Genomic DNA, 19,292 nt, shown 5'->3' on the forward strand with positions numbered 1-19,292 from the left:
TTCGTGGAGTTCGTCGGTCACGGTACCGGGACGGCTCGCGCGCTGCCGCAGTGTCCGGCGGTCGTCCACCGCCTGTCCGGCCGTGGTGCGCCGGAGGCCCTGCCCCAGCGCCCGGGGTCAGGACGCGAGGTCGGCCAGCAGGTCGTCGAGCACCGCCTCCTCCTCGACACGCACACCGAGTTCGGTGAGGGCCGGGCACAGCTCGCGGTCCCATGGGGCGGCGGCGGGTGCGCCGGTCAGGAGCGGGGCCAGCGGGGTGGCGGCGGCCGCGGCGCGGTAGTCGGCGGCCGTGTAGCGCCAGGGGCGCCAGGGGACGCGGTGCAGCAGGGCGGTGGCGATGCGCAGGCCGCCCCAGTCGAAGTCGCCGTGGTAGAGCAGCGTGGTCCCGTGGGTGTGCAGGTGGCGCAGCAGGGTGAGGGCGGCGGCCGAGGGCTGGCCCTGGAGACAGACCAGCGGCGGGCAGGCGGCACCCAGGGTGTCGGCCGCGGTGGCCAGGACGGCCGGGTTCTCGCACACATGGACTGCTGCGGGAGCCGTACACGGGGGGAGCTGGGTGAGCTGCCGCAGTGTCAGGACGGCCGGCTCCCCTGCGTCGGCCGCCCAGTCGAGGGCGGGCGTGCCACGCAGGCCCAGGGTGAGGACGGTGGAGGAAAGGGCGTCCTTGAGCATACCGGCCGAGGCCCAGGCCTCGCGGCGCCACTCGGCTCCGGTGCCGTCCGGGAAGCCGGTCAGGGCGCGGACGCCGGACAGGACGAGGGTGGCGAGCGGGGTGCCGTCGTCGAGGGCATGCGCGTCGCCGAACGCGTCGGCGGCGAAGACGGGCAGGGACACGGTCGGCTCGGCCGGCAGGCGGCGCAGGGCCTCGGCCGTGTCGTGCAGCAGCTTTTGCGCCACGGGCGGGGTGCGGGCGAGCCTGCGTACGAGCCCGTCGCGCCGCAACCGGTCGGCCCAGTCGGCCAGTTCGGGCCTGCCGCTGCGGATCAGCCCATCGAGCGGGGCGTACGGCTCACGCCAGGCGTGTTCCTCCCGCTCGCGCAGGTCGGCCAGCCGGGTGACGGGCCCGGTGAGGGCGGTGACGGCGGCGGAGAGGCCGTCGGGGCCGGCGCCGGAGCGGCGCAGGACGGCGTCCACCGCGTCGAGGCGTATGCGCAGCGAGCGTCCGGCGCCGGGGGCGCGGCCCAGCAGGCGTTCGGCGGCCTCGCGCTGTGCGGGCGTGGGGTCGGACAGGGTGACGGGTCCGGTGAGGGGTTCGTCCCGAGCCATGCGGCGGCGTACCCGGTCGACGAGCCAGGCGAGGTCGGGGCCGCCGAGGAGGCGGGCCAGGCGGTCGCGGTCACCGGGCGGCGTGGCCCCGCCCGGCGTGCTCATGTCCTCGGTCCCGTCCGCCGTGCTCATGTCCTCGGTCCCGTCCGCCGTGCTCATGTCCTCGGTCCCGTCCGCCGTCCTGTCGTCGGTCACGTCCACAGGGCATCCCGGCTCTCCGGCTCGGAGGCGGCGGTCTGCGCGGGGAGGGCCACCAGCCCATGGCCGGGTTCGCTGCCCCGCAGCCGTTCCGCGCCGTCCCACTCCCAGCGGGTCACCAGGACCGCCGGGATCTCGTCGACGCGGGAGAGCTGGGCGATGGCGATGCCCGGGACCTGCGGGTAGCAGGCCCATTCGCGTTCGGAGGTCATCACCACGTCCAGGTCGAAGGCGTGCAGCAGACCCAGGCACTTGGCGCGGGAGTCGTCGTCGACGCCGGCGAAGGCCTCGTCCAGGGTGACCAGGCGCGGGGCGTGCGGCGCTGCGGTGGCGTAGTGCGAGGAGGCCGCGGCGAACAACGGTACCGAGACCGCGAGGACGCGCTCGCCGCCGGAGGCGGGCCCGGTGGCCGGAACCCACTTGCCGTGCTGGTGGCGTTCGACGGCGAACTCGTGCCAGGCCCGGTAGTCGAGGGCCGCGGTGAGCAGCTCCAGCCAGCTGCCCGCGGTGTCCTCGGACTGCCGGCGGGCGATCTCGGCCTGCAGGAACTCGCCGACCGCCGCCCGGTCCTCGGGTGTCCAGGCGTCGGCGGACTGGCGCAGCCGCTCACGGGCCTCGGCGAGCCCCGCCGGCGCCTTGCGCGAGGGCCGCCAGAGCAGGCGCAGTCTCATGCCGGTGGAGGTGGGCCGCTCCTGGAGCTCGGCGTTCATGGCCCGCACCTGGCGCTCGGCGGCGCCGATCAGCTCCTGCAGGGTGCCGGCGACCTCGGTGATCAGGTGGGTTTCGAGGATCTCCCGTTCGTGCGCGGACAGGATGCGGGTCAGCTCGGCCACTTCGGCGGCGAGGGCCTCGGCGAGCTCGGGGACGACCCGCTCACGGCCCTGGTAGACGATCTCGACGACCATGCCGTCCTCGACCATCCGGGCGGAGGCGGAGTGGCCGCCGCGGGACAGGGCGTCCTGGAGTTTCTTGTACTCCTCGCTGAGCCGCTTCTGCACGCGCTCCCAGGCTCCGTCGGAGTCGTCGGTCCCGGACAGTTCGGCCTCGATCGCGCGGGCCAGCGCCACGGCCGGGGTGGCGGCCCACGGTCCGGCGTCCAGGGGCGGTACGGCCGCCTCGGGCAGGGCGACGGCCAGCAGCCCGGTGCCCGCGAACCGCTGGAGCGCGGCGACGGCCCCGGCGCGGGCCTCGGTCACCTCGCGGACGTCCACGTCCAGGCGTTCGATGTGCCCGAGTGCCAGGTGGGCGCGCCGGTCGGCGGCCGTGTGGTCCTCGCGTGCCCGGCGCTGCTCGCGCTCGCACGCGGCCAGCGCCTGAGCGGTCTCGGCGAGGCGCCGCTCCAGTTCCGTGACGGCGGTGCCGACGGTGGAGCGCAGGGTGGCGTGGCGCTCGTCCGCGGCCGCCGCGAAACGGGCCGACTCCTCGACACGCTCGGCCAGTTCGGCCACTCTGCCGCCGGCCCGCCCGGCCTCGGCGCGTTCGTCGGCGACGGCCCGCGTCGCGTCGGCGCGCTCGCGCAGCGCGGGCCACAGGGCGGCGAGGACGGCGGTGTAGTCGGCCAGCGCCTGGCGGACGGCGGTCAGGCCGGCCCGGTCGGCGGGCAGGTTCACCGCGGCGGCCGTGTCGTCGCGTTCGGTGGCGGCCTCGGCCTCCTGCCGGGTCGCGTCGGCGAGGCCGGCGGCGCACTCGTCGCTGCGGGCCCGTGCGCGGTGGGCGGCGTCCGTGGCCGCGGCGGCGAGGGCGTGCGCGTGGCGTAGTGCGGCGTCGTCGGGGACAGCGGCCAGTTCGGCGTCCAGGGTGCTCCGGCGCCGGGCGACCGTAGTGCGTTCGGCTTCGAGGCGGCCCAGGTCGTCGGCCAGGGCCGCGAGTTCGCCGTGCAGGGCGGCGATCCGGGCACGGCGCGCCTCCTCGCGGGCGCCCTCGCCGACGTATGCGGCGGCCGGTTTCGACCAGCTGCCGGTCAGCGCGCCGACGCGGAAGCGGCCGTCCGCCGCCACCCAGGTGTCCCCGCCGGAGCCCAGGCCCACGGAGGCGAGGATGCGGGCCACCGTCTGCTCGCCCACCGCCGTCGCTGGGGGTACCCCCTCTGGGGGAGGGTCGCCGTGGTCCACGGCGGGGCGCAGCACGTCGGCGAGGGTGTCCCCGGTCGGCGGCGCGCCGGGGGACGACGGGGACAACAGGACGTCGTGTCCGTCCGCGTGCATGGCGGTGCCGTCCGGGCGTACCCAGGCGTCCAGCAGCCCGGAGGCCTCCAGCGCCGCCTCCAGGCCCGCGCGTTCCGCGGCGGTGACGTGGTCGCGGAAGTCGACCAGCCGCCACAGGGGCGCCCCCGGGACCTGGTCGCGGACTCCGGGCGTACGGGTGTGAGGCGCCGCAGGCCACCGCTGGCCGCCCGCCGCCAGGCCGGCGAGCTCACGCTCGGCCTCGGCGCGCCGGGTCTGGAGTCCGGCCAGCTCCTGCCCCAGGGCGGCGGCCCGGTCGGCCAGGTGCGCCGCCCGCGCGCGGTGCGCCGCACCGGCCCTTTCGCTTGCCGGGTACGGCCCCTGAAGGTGCGACACCCAATCCTGCAGACCGTCCAGCAGCCCGGCGGGATCGGCGACGGCCAGCTCCTCGCAGATGTCCAGATGGGCGCGGACGCGGGCGACGAGGTCCCGGCCCGCCTCGGCGGCGCTGTCGTCCGCCTCGGCCTGTCGCCGCGCGGTGTGGCCGGCCTCGGTTTCGGCCTCGTCCAGGCGGCGGGCGGCGGCGCGCCGTTCGGCGGCGGCCTGGTCGGCTCGGGCCGCCAGTTCCTCCACATGCTCGATGGTGCGCCGTCTGCGGGCCACCGACTCCTCGGCCTCGCGCCGCAGTTCGGCCTCCAGCATGCTCTCGGTGTGTGGTTCGCCGTCGATGCGGGCCGCCGCGGCGGCCTCCCGCTCGCGTGCCAGCGTGTCCGCGACCTGCTCCTCGGCCCTCGTGAGCCGGCGCTCGGCCGTCTGAAGGCGGCCCAGCGCCCGGGTGTGCGCCTGCGCCGCCTGCTGCCGGTCCGCCTCGGTGCGGGTCAGCTCCTCCGCGGTGCGGCGGGCGTCGGCCGCCGCCTGCTCCAGTTCGCGGGCGCTGCGCATCTCGGGGCCCTCGCGCAGCGCCGCGTCCTGCGCCTTCAGACGGGTGGCGGTCTCCTCCAGCTCGGCGATCCGCTCGGCGGCCGCCGCCCGGGCCCGCTCGGCGCCCTCCCGCTCGGCACGAGCCTGGGCGAGATCGCGGTGCAGCTGCTCGTAGCGGGCGTGCTCGCTGCGGGGCAGCCGGGCCCGGCGCCGCGTCGCGACCCGGGCGTAGCGGCGGTAGTGGTCGAGGAACGCGGAGGCCGCCCGCGCTGCCTCGGCGGCCGCCCGCAGCTCCTCCTTCTCCTCGTCCAGGGACCGGAACGCCTCCGCCACATCCGCGATCACGGCCTGGTCCATCGGCGGCAGCGCCTCGGTCAGCGCGCGGGACAGCGCGGCCTCGTTGGGCCGCTTGGACAGCTGCGGCTGGCGCAGCTGGACGAGCAGGTCGACGAGGGCGGCGTAGCGTCGCTCGCCGAGCCCGAACAGTGCCTCGTCGACCGCCCTGCGGTACGCCGTGGCCGTGTCGTACACCATGCCGTGCCCGGAGATCGCCTCGGCGAGCCGGTCCCGCGACAGCGCGGTGCCGGTCGCGTCGAGCAGGCTGAGGTCCTGGCCGACGCGCTGGCCGGTGACGGCGTACCAGTGGCGGGCGATACCGCGGCCCGCCACCGCCTTCAGCCCGCAGGCGAGGGTACGGAACCGGGCCTGTCCGGTGTCCTCGTCGACGCGGCCGAACTCGATCCAGGTGTAGCCGAGCCGCTCGGGGTGCGGGTGCTCCCCGCCGAGCAGCAGGTTCCACTCCATGCGCTTGCCCGGGTCGGCGTCGGGCTCCACACGGCGCGGGGACAGGTCGCCGTCCAGGAGGAACGGGAGGGTGAGGGCGAGCACCTTGGACTTGCCGGTGCCGTTGTTGCCGCGCAGCAGCAGGCGGCCGTCGCGGAACCAGAACTCCTCGGTGTCGTAGTAGAAGAGGTCGACCAGGCCGACGCGCAGCGGCCGCCACCGGCCGGGCGCGGGGACGGGCAGGGCGGTCACGGCTGCGGCGCCTTTCGCTGAGGGGTGCGGGTGGTCTTACGAGGGGTGTTGAGTGGACTGTGTTCTCTGTGTCCTCTGTGTTCCCCCGGTTCCAGCACGACGGCCTCCGCGACCGCGTAGCGGGCGAGCGCGGGCAGCGGGGCCACACCCTCGGGGGTGCGCCTGGCCAGTCCGAGCGCGGTCAGCTTGGCCAGCGCCTGCTCGACCAGCTCTCCTTCGGCACCGGGCTGCTTGGCGCTCTTGGACCAGTACCCGCCGTGCTCGGTGGCCAGTTCCCGTACCCGGCGCTCCAGTTCACTTCGGCTCACCTCGCCGTCCGCGTCGGCGAGGTGCTCGGCGAGCAGCAGGGTGACGTGCCCGTGGGTGCCCTGCTCCGGCATGCGTACGTCGGTGAGGTCGTCCAGAGGGTCGACCATGGCGATGCCCTCGGCCCGTACCTCGGCGACCAGGCCGGTCAGTTCGGTGATCCGCGCGGCGAGGAAGGCGCGCTGGCGGGTCAGGTAGGCCAGCTCCTCGTCGGTCAGCTCGTCGTAGTACAGCACCGGGTCGTCGAGGAGGCGGCGGGTCAGCATCTGGCGCATGGCGCGGAACCGCAGCTCGTCGCTGTCCAGGGCGCTCTCCGCGGTGAGTGCGGCCAGCCGTTCCTCGAAGCCGTCGGCGGTGATCAGTGACGGGCCGTGGCGGGCGGCGAGCAGCCCGGCGAGAACCCGGCGCTCCACGTCGTACAGCACGTCCCCCGCCCCACTGACGTAGGCGTCCTCGTCCCCGGCGACCCGCCGCAGCACCCCGTACCGCAGCAGCAGCCGTACGACGGCGGCGAGGTCGAGGCGTTCGTCGCGCCGCTCCAGCGTGAACTCCACGCCTGCGGCGGCGAGATGGGGATCGGCGGCGTCCAGCACCACCTGTTCGGCGAGACGGCCGAGCGCGATCTGCGCCTCCCCGCGTTCCAGCGCGGCCAGCGCCAGGCACAGCAGCACGTAGCGGCGGCGGCTGAACGGCGCACCGGCACGGGAGGCCTCGCGCGCCGGGTGGCTCGGGTCGGCCAGGGTGCCGGGCGTCCTGCGCAGCCGGGCGGCCTCGGCGTCCACCCGCAGCGACCAGCCGGTGTTGCGGTCGAACCAGTCGCGCAGTTCGGTGGCGTGCTGCCGCACCAGGCGGTGGGCGTCGGTGTGCGGGCCGCGGGCGAGCAGCAGCGGCTCCTTCAGCAGGGCGCGGGCGGCCTTGTGGAACTCGGCGGTACGCCGGCCGTCCAGCACCTCCCCCAGGGGCGTGGTCAACGGTCAAGTCTCCTTTCGGCGGGCCCTGCGAGGCTCGTGGCGGGATGCCGGTTGAGTGCCAGGACGACGGCCCGGGGTGGTCATCGTGCCTCCCGCACCGTAGTGCTCATGCCGAGGTCGGTGATCTCGACCGTGTGGTCGGGCCCCCGGAACACCCCGCCCGGCGTGCGGATCTCCGCGGTCGTGCCGTCGTTCAGGGCGGTGAGCCGGATCTCCATCGTGCCGTCGTTGCTGGTCGCCTCGGTCGTCGTGACGCCGGGCCGCCAGGTGGCGAGGGCGTCGCCGAGCAGCCCCAGGAACAGGCCGAAGGCCACCGGGTCGAGTTCCTGAAGCGCGGACAGCCGGGTGATGCCGTCGGTCGCCAGCCGCGCGCGGGCCGCCGCGATCTCCTCGGCCTGCTTGGCGGCGATCTCGGCCAGCTGCCGCCGCTGTTCGGACCGGTCCTGCACCCGGCGCGGCTTGCCGCGCCGCTCGTAGCTTCCGGTGCGGCGCAGCTGCGGGCTGATCCGCAGCGGCTCGGCCCCGGCCCACGGGATCGAGGCGGCCACCGGACGGGCGGCGCGCTCGGCGAGGGTGTCGGCGTCGACGGTGAGATGGCGGGCCGGGTAGAGGCCGAACGCCGCGCGCCACAGCCGGTGCCGTGCCCCGTCGTCGGGTGCCTCGGCGAACCAGCGGGCCAGGGTGCGGAAGTCCGCGGACCGGTCCGAGCGCCCGGCCCGCCGCTCGTTCAGCTGCCGTACGACAGCGAGGAGTTGCGGGATCGCCCCCAGCGCGCGGCCGCGCAGCAGCCGGGCCTGCGACTCGCGGCCGTCCGCCGACACGAACCAGGCCGACAGCCCTTCCCACTTCGCCGCCCACCGCTCCTGCGCCCGCGCCTCGGCGGTCTCCGCCTCGTCCGGAGCGGCGTCCCCCGCCTCCCGGGCCGCCGCCAGCCGCAGCAGCACGCCGACCCTGCCCTGCTGCTCCAACTCCCCGATGAGCCGCGCGATCCGGCCGCCGAGGGTGATCAGGTCCTGGATGAACCGCTCCAGGTACTGGATCAGCCGGTCCTTGTAGGCGAGGAACACCTCCACCTCGACCCCGTGCAGGTCGATGGTGCGCTGCAGCGACCCCATGAACGCCCGCGCGTTCTCGGCCAGTGCCTCGAACCGGCTGGTCAGCGCCGACAGCGCCAGGTGCGCCTTGGCCGCGTCCGGCTCGCCCTCCTCCTGCTCGGCGGCGAGCACGAGCAGGGCCCGCAGCTGCGTGACGATGTCGTGCAGCGCCACCGCCTGCAGCGCGCCGCGCCGCCCCAGCGCCTCGTCGTACGCGGACAGCGCCTGCTCGGCGGCCTCACCGGCCCGGGTGAGCTGGTAGATGAAGCGTTTGCGGTAGAAGTCCTCGACCGCGGTGACCCGGGAGGTGTCCGGGTCCGCCCGCAGATTGCCCCACTCCACGAGGCTGTCCAGCGCCTTGGCCACGGCGTCCAGGTCGGTCGGCCGATGTTCCGGGGCCAGCGCCGCGTGCACCTCCTCGGGCCGCAGATGCACGGCGAACCGCTCCTTGGCGGCGATGAACACGCCCATCACCTGACGGTAGAGGGCCGTGTTGGGCACCGTGAGGTGAGCGAAAGGAGCGTAGGAGGCGGGCTCGGTGGACTCGACGGGGTCGGGTTCGGCAGGCTGCGACGTCATCGTCCCGGCATTCTCCCTGACGCATACCCCCTCGCGGCAACCATGGCCAGACCTTCGCACCGGGTACTTGTGCGCTCAGTGACTACGGGCCGCCCGAGCCGAGCAGGGCGCCGCCCGCACGACGGCCCACAGCTTCGTAGCCGGCATGTTCCCGATGAGGTCTCTGCAGCGGCAATCCCGTCCACGTCCTCCGCCGGGTTGCCACGCGCAGGCATTTCGGAACAAGCCGGGCGGGGTGCCGATAGCCGGGGGCCAGCCGGTAGCCGGTGCTGACCACCGTGCACCCCGAGGTCCTCGCGAGGTCCATGACGGGCCCGTGCCAGTGCTCGACCGACCCTGCCTGCCAGCTGCCGCCGTGCGCCCAGACCAGCCAGCCGTACGACCGCGGTCCGGGCCGGTAGATCCGAACCGGTATGCGATGGGTCCCCGCGTCGAGCCAGACCGGCCGCCACTGCACCTCACCGGACCGCCGGCCGTCCGGACGTACGGCCCTGTCCTCGTCCGGAGCGGCCAGGCCGGCGCGGGGTTCGTACCATCGTGAGTTACTGCGCACTCGACCGCGCACCACGCAGGAACACGGCGCTGGTGAGGGCGCCGAGGACGACGAGGGCGGCGTTGACCGCGATGGCCGTCTTCAGTCCGCCGAGGACGGCCGAGGCGCCGGTGCCGGTCATCGCGGCGGTGGCGATGGCGCTCATGATCGGCGTGCCCATGGTGATGCCGATCTGCTGGGTCATGGTCGCGAGCCCGGTGGCCAGGCCCTGTTCGTGGTCGGCGAGACCGGAGGTGGCTGTGACCATGAATCCGACGATGACGAGCATGTTGCCGACACCGCCGACGAAGGTGGCGACCAGCAGCAGCCACAGCGAGGAGTGGGTGGCGCCGAGGCCGAGCAGGGCGGCCGTGAACACGGTCTGCAGGATGCCGCCGGTGATCAGCGTCTGCTTGCTGCCGATCTTCCCGATGACCTTGGGGGCGACCGAGCCGCCGACGACCGTTCCGATGCCCAGCACGCCGAAGGACAGGCCGGCGGCCAGCGGGGAGAAGCCGAGCACCTCCTGGAGGTAGAGGGTCAGCAGGAAGACCAGGGAGGTCTCGGTGAGGAAGGCGATCAGACCGGCGACGTTGCCCCAGGCCACCGAACGCTTGCCGAGCACGCTGAGCGGGACCAGCGGGGCGCTCACCTTGCGCTCGACTGCCCAGAACACGATCAGCAACAGCACGCCGGCCGCCAGCGACAGCAGGGCGTTCGCGGAGCCCCAGCCGTGCTCACCGGCCTGTGTGAGGCCGAAGACGATGGCCAGCAGACCGAGGGTGACGCTGATGGCGCCGGGCACGTCCAGCTTCGGGCGCTCGTCGGGCCGGGACTCCTTGATGACCGTCGGGGCGACGATCAGGACGGCGAGGGCGACGGGCACGTTGATGAAGAACGCCCAGCGCCAGGACAGCAGGTCGGTCAGCAGGCCGCCGAGGATCGCGCCGGTGGTGAATCCGGCGGACATCAGAGCCCCGTTGAGGCCGAGGGCCTTCTCCCGCAGCGGGCCCTCCGGGAACGAGGTCGTCATGAGCGAGAGGCCGGCCGGGGTCACCGCAGCGGTCGCGAGGCCCTGGAAGACACGGGCCGTGATCAGCACCTCCGGGTTCTGTGCCAGACCGCCCACCAGTGAGGCCGCGCCCAGCACCACCAGACCGCCGAGGAAGAGCCGGCGGCGGCCGAACAGGTCCGCGACCCGGCCGAACAGCAGGGTGAACCCCGCCGCGCACAGGGCGAACGCGGTGCCGATCCACTGCAGATGCGCCAGAGAGAAGCCCAGGCCCTCGCCGATCACCGGCAGCGCCACGTTCAGGATGGAGAAGTCCACGGCCAGCATGAACTGGGCCGCGAGCAGCAGCACCAGCACCAGCCGCAGACGCGGGGTGAGGACGGCCGGAGCCGTTCCTACGGCCGTACCGGCCGTGTCCGAATCAGTGACGGACATGACGTCGAGTCCCTTTCGTTCGAGCCTCACCGGTGCGTCTGTCGTGCGCACCGCTGGGAAAGAGACTCGTCTCGGCCCGGGGACCCAGCCAGCACCCTGTCTCGCACAGTCAGCGCAAGGGTGGTCATCACATGACCACCCTTATGGCTCACGCCTGGCCCGGCGGGCGGGCATCATGAAGGGGAGTGAACGGGAGGCATCGATGGACGCTCCGTCCGAACTGGGAGACTTCCTCAGGTCCCGCCGTGCAGCACTGCGCCCGGAGGACGTCGGCATCACCCCGCATCCGACCCGCCGCCGGGTCAGCGGGCTGCGTCGCGAGGAGCTGGCCATGCTCGCCGGGGTCAGCATCACCCACTACACCCGTCTCGAACAGGGCCGCGCCCTCAGCGCCTCGGACTCCGTGCTGGACGCGATCGCGCGCACCCTGCGGCTGACCGAGGACGAGACCGCGCACCTGAAGGACCTGGCCCGTCCCAACGCCACCGCGGCCCGCCCCACCACACCCCGCGCGGAGCAGGCCGGCCCCTCGGCACGGCAACTGCTGGCGGCCATGTCGGAGGTGCCGGCACTGGTCCTGGACCGCCGCAACGACGTACTGGCCTGGAACCGGCTGGGGCACGCACTGCTCGCCGCACATCTGCCCGCGGACAGCCCCGGGACGCCGGGCACCCGGCCCAATGTGACGCGGATGCTGTTCCTGGACGACCGCTACCGCGCGCTGTACACAGACTGGCACGACGAGGCACAGCTCGCGGTCGCCTCGCTGCGGCTGATCGCCGGCCGGCACCCCGACGACCGCCGGCTGACCGAACTGGTCGGCCAACTCACCGTTCAGTGCGACGAGTTCGCCTCCCGCTGGGCCCGTCATCCGGTGCGCACCTGTACCTCGGGAGTGAAGCAGCTGCGTCACCCGTTGGTCGGCACGATGGACCTGAGCTTCGAGAACCTCGTCATCCCCGGCTCGTCCGGCCAGCGCCTGATCGCCTACACGGCCGAACCGGGCTCACCCTCTGAAGCGGCTCTGCGCCTGCTGGGCAGCGCAGCCGCGCCTGAGGTCGAGAGCATCTCCGCGGCGGTGTGAGGCCAGATCGCTCCGACCGGGCCGGAGGACTACATCGCATCCCGGCCGGTGCCTTTTCAGGCGCCGCGCTGCCCGGCCAGATATGGCAGGGACGGATACCCGGAGTCTGCCGGGCGCAGATGGGCGTACGCCGCCGACGCCATGGTCATGTGATGGTGCCAGGCGGGGAAGGAACGCCCAGCGAAGTCCAGCAGCTTTCGAACCAACGTCACCCGCCACAGAGTTGAACTCACGAGCAGCGGATTCAGCCCCTCGCGCCAAAGTTCTGAATCCACACCCCTGATGAGACGTTTCCGCAGGTCACAAGCGTGAGTAGTGGGGCGGGCGGGACTCGAACCCACGGCACGGCGATGCCGATCAGGCGTTTGAGGTTGGCGTTGCCGGGCGGAGTACGGCCGGACTTGCTGACCCCGGCGGACTCGTTCTGGCCAGGGCAGACTCCGATCCAGGAGGCGAGGTGGTGGGCGGAGGCGAACTGGTCCATATCGCCTCCGGTTGCTCGCGGGATCGTGCGGCACCGCGGACAACCGGAAGAGGCTACCGGCGATGCCTCCCGGTCCGGGCGTGCTGCAGCTTGCAGGTGAAGCGGTGCATGTGTGGGTCGAGCAGCTCGTCGGACTCATCGAGTACCTGCTCGTCGGTCAGCCACCGGATTGCGTTGAACTCTCCTTGGTCGTAGGAGGTGATGGTGTGGGCGTCGGCGTTGAGGAGATACCAGAGCGAGACGTCGGTGTGCGGGCGGTGCCCCCGGGTTCGGGTGACGGTGAGGAAGAGGGGATGCTCGCCGGCGATCGGCGATGCCACGGCCTCGATGCCCAGCTCCTCCCGGCATTCGCGGACCACCGCGGCCCACGGGTCCTCACCCGGCTCGACGTGTCCTCCGGCCGGCAGCCACAGGCCCGCGTTGCGGTGCGCGACGAGCAGTAGCTGCCCGCGCGAGTTGTCGAGGACGACGAAGTAGCTCACCAAGTGCATCGCCGGAACATCCGGCTTGCGCACCCGGTAGAGCGGGGCTCCGCCTGCGATCCACTGCGCGGCGGTCTCCAGATGGGTGCGCTCCAGGTCGTCCCACGGTTCGATGGCACCGACCAGCTCCAGAAGGTGGGCACGCGGCTGATCGTCAGAGGCGGTGAGCAGACGGTCGGTCGAGGTCATCCGCGCATGCTGGCAGGAGCCACTGACAACCATGCTCGACGGACGCCATCCACCGCGGGTACCTGGGGAACAAGGTGACCACGGCTCCGGGGAATTTACGGTCGTGTCGAATCCTGAGTGCATCCGCCAGGTCTCGCAAGGCAGTGCGCGGCTTCCCCGCCCATCTGGGTCCGGCTCCGAGCGCCAGCAGACCGCGGCGGACCGGTGTGTGGGTGTAGTCCAGCCGTGGAAGGGAGTTGGCGGCCGGAGCCGGGCGGTGCGACCGAAGTACCCGCTTGGTGTCCGCCCGTTGGCCCACGGCTTGCTGCTGGGTGCTGCTCAGTTCGCCGGTGAACCGGGCGGTGATCGGCGAGGTTTCGGACTGGTCGCTGCCGAGGTGGAGGGTGCCGTCGACGGTGGCGATGAGCCGGCTGGACGGGCCAGGAGCGGCGATTGCTTCTCCGGGTTCCCGAGCCAGCCGCGTTCCTGCGCCAGCAGAGCGATCTGGAAGCGGGTCCGTGCGCCCAGCTGCCTGCCCAGATCGCTGATATGCGTCTGAACGGTCCGTCGGCTGAGCCGCAGGGCGCGTGCGATCGCATCGTCCTTCATCCCGGCGGCCATCAGGCGCAGGATGTCCCGCGTCCGACTGTGGAGAACGCCATCTTGTCCTTCGGCGTTCGCGGTGGGTGAGGCGGGCCGGCTTTCCAGCGAGAGGGGCACCGCACGCTCCCATACACTCTCGAAGAGGGCGGCCAGTACGTCCAGCAGCGTCGAGGAGTGCACGACGAGTGAGCCCGCGGCGGGGTCGTCCCTCCGCAGCGGCATGATCGCCGCGACGCCGTCGAAGATGACCAGTTTCATGGGCAGTCCGGACAGGAGCCGCAGTTCCCCTTCCGCGGCGCCCCGGAGGGCCGTCTCCAGGCATCCGTCGTCCCCGATCCCGTCGCTGTCGTACACGGACCGGAGCCGGACACCGGCACGGACCGTGGCGCCCGCAGCGGTGGAAGCATCGGTAGGGGTGAGCCGCGAGGTCACATACGGCGGCTTCGCGAAATGCAGCACCTCGCGCCGACTGCCCCTCAGGAGATGCGCATAGCGGGCGCCGACCTGTTCGTCGCTCTCGACGACCTCGAAGAGGTCCGAGGAGATCTGCGTGCCCGGGGCCGAGCGATAGACCTGGTGGAGTTGTTCCGCGTACAGCTCCGCCCTGGCCAACTCCTGTCGTTTGCGGGCCAGAAGGGCGCCCAGCGAGGAGCGGGGCGGGCTGGCGCTCCACCGGGTGGGCCGTTCCCCGACGCGTACGGCCAGGAGTTCGGCCTCCAACGACCCCAGCGCGGTCCGGGCCGTCGCGGCTGACACGCCGATCCCTGCCGCGACCGCGTCCGCGTCCGAGTCCGCATGGCTGACCAGATATTCCAGTGCCTGCCTGGCAGCACCGCCCAGGCCCGTGCCTGCCCACAACGCATCCAGGGAGGACACGTCCATCAGCGACTCCTCGGAAGATCGGAACGAGGCTCACGCCGATGCTACGCAAGTGCGCAACTGCGCGGGCCCGCAGACGGCGGATCTTGTCAGGCGTGGCTGCCGAGATCAGGATGTTCACAGGTCATCGGCGTGGTGACCTCCGTTTTGGCCACATGTTCCGGCTCGACAACTCCCGTGGCCGCCGGAGGGTTTGCGCATTGGTCCCCGGCCGTCTCCAGCTGACTGAGAATCATTACCGTACGGAAATGGCCCTACGCTTTTTGAGCGGTGGGCCGCATTGGCGTGCGGCTTTATTTCTGACCCCGGATCGGGGTGTCGTAAGTGATTTCCAGCGGTGTCAATCGCACCACAGCCGGCATCTCGTCTGTCCTGGTTTGCATGGCAATGTCTTCATGACATGGACATGTAACACCACGTTTATCGCCATCTGCGCTTTGAAGTACGCCAATTGACGGTGGCGAAGGTGAATACCCGCATTCGCCGTCGACCGGTAACCGTGTACGGGTCGACCCTTGCAGGACAAACTGGGGAGTGACGTTTTGCGTACCTCAGCAAGAACCAGTTCAGCTTTACGCCGAAGAGCCGCGGCCTGCCTGACAGTCCTGAGCGCCGCCGCAATGACGTTCCTGGGCATACAGATCCCGGCCCACGCGGCGGCGCCGTCCGTCTCATCGGCCTCATCGGTCTCATCGGTCTCATCGGCCAAGAAGAAGGCCGCCCTCGAACCCTCCTGCTCGACTCCCAGGAAGGGCGAGGCCGCCTGCTTCGCCCTGCGCCGCACCGACACCAAGGCCGTCAAGGGCCTGCTGGCCGCCTCGGTCGCCCCCAGCGGCTACGGCGCCGCCGACCTGCAGAGCGCCTACAGCCTTCCCGCCGACGGCGGTGCGGGCCAGACCATCGCCATCGTCGACGCCTATGACGATCCCAGCGCCGAGGCCGACCTGGCCGTCTACCGCGAGCAGTACGGGCTGTCCGCCTGCACCGCCGCCAACGGCTGCTTCACCAAGGTCGACCAGCGCGGCGGCACCGACTACCCCGCGCCCGACTCCGGCTGGGCCGGTGAGATCTCGCTCGACCTGGACATGGTCTCCGCGGCCGCGCCGAACGCGCACATCCTGCTCATCGAGGCGGACCAGCCGAGCTTCGAAGACCTCGGGTCGGCCGTCGACCAGGCGGTCGCGCTCGGCGCCAAGTACGTCTCCAACTCCTACGGCACCAACTACAGCAGCGCCCCGGGCAGCGGCGAGAGCCCCGACGAGACGACGTACGACGCCCACTACAACCACCCCGGCGTCGCCGTGGTCGCCTCCTCGGGCGACAGCGACTACGGAGTGGCCTACCCCGCCGTCTCCCCCTACGTGACGTCCGTCGGCGGCACCTCGCTGGTCCGGGACTCCGACACCGCACGCGGCTGGTCCGAGTCGGTCTGGAACCGCAACGGACTCGGCCCGGGATCCGGCTGCTCCGTCTATGAGCCCAAGCCGGCCTTCCAGACGGACACCGGATGCGACAAGCGCACCGTCGCGGACGTCTCCGCCGTCGCCGACCCGGCCACCGGCGTCGCGGTCTACCAGACCTATGGCGGTGGCGGCTGGCAGGTGTACGGCGGCACCAGCGCCTCCTCGCCGATCATCGCCGGCGTGTACGCGGCCGCCGGGACCCCCGTCGCGGGTACGTACCCCAACTCCTATCCGTACGCCGCCTCCGGGACCGGTCTCCATGACGTGACCACCGGCGACAACGGCACCTGCACCCCCGCGTACCTGTGCACCGCCGGCGCCGGCTACGACGGCCCGACCGGTCTGGGCACGCCCGACGGCCTGGCCGCGTTCCGCAGCGGCCCGCACGGGAAGCTCTCCGGCACCGTCACCGACGACAGCACCGGCAAGCCGGTCGCCGGAGCCACCGTCACGACCCAGGGCGGCGGCACCGCGCCCACCGACGCCGACGGAACCTACTCGCTCGTCCTGCCGGTCGGCAGCTACGACATCACCGTCGAAGCCTACGGCTACGCCGCCGGCACCGCCTCCGGCGTGTCCCTCGCCGACGGCGACACCCTCACCAAGAACTTCGCCCTGACCCCGGTCCCGAGCCGGACGGTCTCCGGCAAGGTCACCGACGGCTCGGGCCACGGCTGGCCGCTCTACGCCAAGATCACCGCGGACGGCGTCCCCGGCGGCCCGGTGTGGACCGACCCCCTGACCGGTGCCTTCGACCTGAAGCTGCCCCAGGGCCACGAGTACACCCTGCACGTGGACAGCGCCTATCCCGGCTACACGTCGCGCACCGAGAAGATCACGGTCGCGGACTCCGACCAGAGCCTGAACGTCCTGGTGCCGGCCGACCCGTGGGCTGCCACCGTCCCCGCCGGCTACTCGGTGCGGGACGAAGGCACCACCGAGCCGTTCGACGCCACCGACTCCGCCCCGAAGGACTGGAGCGTGGTGAACGCCGACGGGACGACCGGCGGCTGGACGTTCGACGACCCGGGCTCGCGCGGCAACACCACCGGCGGCGACGGCGGGTTCGCCATCGTCGACAGCGACCACTACGGCGGAGGGGCGCACCAGGACTCCCAACTGCTCAGCCCCGTATACGACTTCACTGACAACGCCGCCCCGGAGATGTCCTTCGCCAACGACTACTGGGCCATCGGCGGCCAGAGCGCGGACGTCGACGCCACCACCGACGGCGGTGCCACCTGGACCAAGATCTGGTCCGCCACCGGCACCACCTACGGCGCGCAGAAGGTCGAACTCCCGCTGACCGACTACGCCGGCAAGACATCGGTGCAACTGCGCTTCCACTTCACCGGCTCGTTCGGCTGGTGGTGGAAGGTTGACAACGTTTTCGTCGGCCAGCGCCACATCACATCCCTCCCTGGCGGTCTGCTCACCGGCACCGTGACGGATGCCAACACCTCGGCGGGGTTGGTCGGCGCCACCGTGGCCGGCAAGGACAACGACAAGCAGAGCACCGTCACCCTCCCCACCCCCGACGACCCCGCCCTGGGTGACGGCGTCTACGCCTTGTTCTCCTCCCTCGGCAGTCACGACTTCACCGCGACGAAGGCCCACTACACCGGGCTCGACAAGACGGTGAAGGTGCAGGCCGACAGCGCGGTCGGCGCGGACTTCGCACTCGGCGCCGGGCAGGTGACACTCGACAAGACCTCGGTCACCGGGTCGGTCGGCTGGGGCGCGCAGACCACCAAGACCCTGACGGTCAAGAACACCGGCACGGCCGCCGCCACCGTCAAACTGGGGGAACAGCCCGGCAAGTTCAGCATGACGTCCGTCAACGGCGCTCCGCGGAAGCTGGTCAAGGGCACGTACTCCCCGCTGTCGAGCAAGGCCGCCGCGGCCGCCGCGGGCAGCACCGCCAAGGTGACCCCGGGAGCCGCCGGTGACGCCTGGGAGGCCGCCGCCGACCTGCCGGTGAAGCTGATGGACAACGCCGTCGCCACCAACGACGGGAAGGTCTACTCCGCATTCGGCTTCGACGGCAGCGCCGACACCAAGGACATGTACGTCCTCGATCCGGTCGCCGGCACCTGGACCAAACTGGCCGGCGCCGCGGACACCCGGGAGGACCCCGCCCGTGGCTTCATCGACGGCAAGTTCTACGCCGTCGGAGGCTGGGGACCCGACGGCGGCCCCGACTCCAAGCTGGAGATCTACGACCCGGGAAGCGACACCTGGACCACCGGCGCCGCCTCGCCCAAGCCTTATGCGGGCTCAGGCAGCGCGGTGCTCGACGGCAAGCTCTACGTGGTCGGCGGCTGCGGGGCGCAGTCCTGCGGCAGCACGGATGTCACCGCCTACGACCCGGCCGCCAACAGCTGGTCCACGGTGGCCGACTACCCGGAGCAGATCTCCTGGAGCTCCTGTGCCGGCATCAGCGGCAAGCTCTACTGCGCCGGTGGTGTGAGCGGCACCACCGAGGTCAAGCACTCCTACGTCTACGACCCCGACAGCAACGCCTGGTCACAGGTCGCCGACCTGCCGAACACCCTCTGGGGCTCCGCGTACACCTCCGCCAACGGCCTGCTCGTCACCGCCGGCGGCGTCACCCAGAACAGCATCACCAACCAGGCCTTCGCCTTCGACCCGCAGGCCGGCACCTGGACCGCCCTGCCCAACGCCGACACCGCCAGCTACCGCGGCGGAGGCGCGCTCGGCTTCTTCAAGGTCGGTGGCGGCGTCGCGCTCGCAACCCCCGCAACAACGGTGGAAGTGCTGCCGGGATACGACCAGGGAGAAACGGGCGAGGTCAGCTGGCTGAGCGAGAGCGAGCAGCAGCTCACCCTGCAGCCCGGTGAGAGTTCGAAGGTGGAGATCACCCTGGACGCCTCCGTGGCCGAGGTGACCCAGCCGGGAGACTTCACCGCCCAGCTGTCCTTCAGCACCGACACGCCGTACTCCGTGCCCCGGCTGCCCGTGGAGATGCACGTCGCCCCGCCCAGCACCTGGGGCAAGATCACCGGAACGGTACTGGGGGTCACCGCCGCCGGCGGCACCGCGCCGATCGCCGGGGCGACCGTCCAGATCGACACCTGGGCCACGAGCTACACGCTGACGACGGACGCCGACGGCGGGTACGCGCTGTGGCTCGACGTCCGCAACAACCCGCTCACCGTCATCGTCGCCAAGGACGGCTTCCAGCCGACCGTCGCGACGGTGACGATCAAGAAGAAGTCCACCGTCACCAAGAACTTCACCCTCAAGAGAAAGTAGACCTGGTCGAAAGCCACCGTGGGCCGCTCCCGGAGGGGATCGGCCCACCGCGGCTTTTGGCGGAACCCGCTCGCCGGACCCGACGACGAAGCCGTATGTCAACGGTCATTGAGATGCCCAGGCAGGTGGCCGCGGGGTGTCCAGGCTGGTGGCCATCAGAAACCCAGGCGTGTGGCCAGTGGTGTTCCCGGGGTGGGGGTCTGTTCAAGGGGATCACTCCCTTCCCGGGCGAGGGCCTCGGCGAGACGATGCGAGTCGCACAGGCCCGCACGATCAACGTCCCCAAGTCGCCGGGGTTGAGGGCGGGGAGCACCTTGGCTTCGATGTCGATGAAGTGTCCGGGGC

The 19,292-nt window shown here is 72.1% G+C and carries 11 protein-coding genes and 1 pseudogene; 2 read left to right on the forward strand and 10 right to left on the reverse strand.

Annotation, left to right across the window (positions count from 1 at the left end; translation table 11 throughout):
• Nucleotides 1–117: 117 nt before the first annotated feature.
• The 6 genes from ABTY98_RS01065 to ABTY98_RS01090 form a co-directional block, all read right to left on the reverse strand.
• Nucleotides 118–1,458, reverse strand: a complete 1,341-nt coding sequence (locus ABTY98_RS01065) for a TIGR02679 family protein (protein ID WP_352218737.1) — start codon at nucleotides 1,456–1,458, stop codon at nucleotides 118–120.
• Nucleotides 1,455–5,579 (reverse strand): TIGR02680 family protein, encoded by a 4,125-nt coding sequence (locus ABTY98_RS01070; RefSeq protein ID WP_352218738.1) that lies wholly within the window; start codon nucleotides 5,577–5,579, stop codon nucleotides 1,455–1,457. The genes ABTY98_RS01065 and ABTY98_RS01070 overlap by 4 nt, the downstream gene beginning before the upstream one ends.
• Complete coding sequence (locus tag ABTY98_RS01075; protein ID WP_352218739.1) at nucleotides 5,576–6,856, reverse strand: TIGR02678 family protein; 1,281 nt, start codon at nucleotides 6,854–6,856, stop codon at nucleotides 5,576–5,578. The genes ABTY98_RS01070 and ABTY98_RS01075 overlap by 4 nt, the downstream gene beginning before the upstream one ends.
• Before the next feature lie 80 nt (nucleotides 6,857–6,936).
• A complete protein-coding gene (locus ABTY98_RS01080) occupies nucleotides 6,937–8,529 on the reverse strand; it encodes a TIGR02677 family protein (RefSeq protein WP_352218740.1) in 1,593 nt (530 codons plus the stop codon).
• A gap of 82 nt (nucleotides 8,530–8,611) precedes the next feature.
• Entirely contained in the window at nucleotides 8,612–9,097 is a 486-nt protein-coding gene (locus ABTY98_RS01085; protein ID WP_352218741.1) for an alpha/beta hydrolase, read from the reverse strand.
• Nucleotides 9,072–10,508 carry an MFS transporter gene (locus ABTY98_RS01090; RefSeq protein ID WP_352218742.1) on the reverse strand — a complete coding sequence of 479 codons (1,437 nt, stop codon included), beginning with the start codon at nucleotides 10,506–10,508 and terminating at the stop codon, nucleotides 9,072–9,074. The genes ABTY98_RS01085 and ABTY98_RS01090 overlap by 26 nt, the downstream gene beginning before the upstream one ends.
• Nucleotides 10,509–10,710: 202 nt before the next feature.
• On the opposite strand from ABTY98_RS01090, the gene ABTY98_RS01095 reads away from it, so the two are divergent.
• On the forward strand, nucleotides 10,711–11,592 hold the full coding sequence (locus ABTY98_RS01095) for a helix-turn-helix transcriptional regulator (RefSeq protein ID WP_352218743.1): 882 nt from the start codon (nucleotides 10,711–10,713) through the stop codon (nucleotides 11,590–11,592).
• A 56-nt stretch (nucleotides 11,593–11,648) separates the two neighbouring features.
• Here the strand turns inward: ABTY98_RS01095 and ABTY98_RS01100 are convergent.
• The 4 genes and pseudogenes from ABTY98_RS01100 to ABTY98_RS01115 all read right to left on the reverse strand — a co-directional run.
• Nucleotides 11,649–11,786: pseudogene (locus ABTY98_RS01100) on the reverse strand (IS701 family transposase); the annotation flags it as partial.
• Nucleotides 11,787–11,836: 50 nt separating this feature from the next.
• Nucleotides 11,837–12,076, reverse strand: coding sequence for a transposase (locus ABTY98_RS42220; protein ID WP_502994110.1), 240 nt, complete (start codon nucleotides 12,074–12,076; stop codon nucleotides 11,837–11,839).
• Nucleotides 12,077–12,129: 53 nt separating this feature from the next.
• A complete protein-coding gene (locus tag ABTY98_RS01110) occupies nucleotides 12,130–12,747 on the reverse strand; it encodes an NUDIX domain-containing protein (protein ID WP_352218744.1) in 618 nt (205 codons plus the stop codon).
• Between the two features lie 318 nt (nucleotides 12,748–13,065).
• A complete protein-coding gene (locus tag ABTY98_RS01115; protein WP_352218745.1) occupies nucleotides 13,066–14,211 on the reverse strand; it encodes a helix-turn-helix transcriptional regulator in 1,146 nt (381 codons plus the stop codon).
• 617 nt (nucleotides 14,212–14,828) lie between these two features.
• On the opposite strand from ABTY98_RS01115, the gene ABTY98_RS01120 reads away from it, so the two are divergent.
• A complete protein-coding gene (locus ABTY98_RS01120) occupies nucleotides 14,829–18,947 on the forward strand; it encodes a carboxypeptidase regulatory-like domain-containing protein (protein ID WP_352218746.1) in 4,119 nt (1,372 codons plus the stop codon).
• The last annotated feature ends 345 nt before the right edge of the window (nucleotides 18,948–19,292 follow it).

Origin of the sequence: Streptomyces sp. NPDC096040 (assembly GCF_040303265.1) — a bacterium.
Classification (GTDB): Bacteria; Actinomycetota; Actinomycetes; order Streptomycetales; family Streptomycetaceae; genus Streptomyces.

Coding starts and splice junctions, on each gene's coding strand:
- ABTY98_RS01080 (WP_352218740.1), bottom strand. CDS start 8,529: ATGACGTCGCAGCCTGCCGAACCCGACCCCGTCGAGTCCACCGAGCCC.
- ABTY98_RS01090 (WP_352218742.1), bottom strand. CDS start 10,508: ATGTCCGTCACTGATTCGGACACGGCCGGTACGGCCGTAGGAACGGCT.
- ABTY98_RS01095 (WP_352218743.1), top strand. CDS start 10,711: ATGGACGCTCCGTCCGAACTGGGAGACTTCCTCAGGTCCCGCCGTGCA.
- ABTY98_RS42220 (WP_502994110.1), bottom strand. CDS start 12,076: ATGGACCAGTTCGCCTCCGCCCACCACCTCGCCTCCTGGATCGGAGTC.
- ABTY98_RS01110 (WP_352218744.1), bottom strand. CDS start 12,747: ATGACCTCGACCGACCGTCTGCTCACCGCCTCTGACGATCAGCCGCGT.
- ABTY98_RS01115 (WP_352218745.1), bottom strand. CDS start 14,211: ATGGACGTGTCCTCCCTGGATGCGTTGTGGGCAGGCACGGGCCTGGGC.
- ABTY98_RS01120 (WP_352218746.1), top strand. CDS start 14,829: ATGACGTTCCTGGGCATACAGATCCCGGCCCACGCGGCGGCGCCGTCC.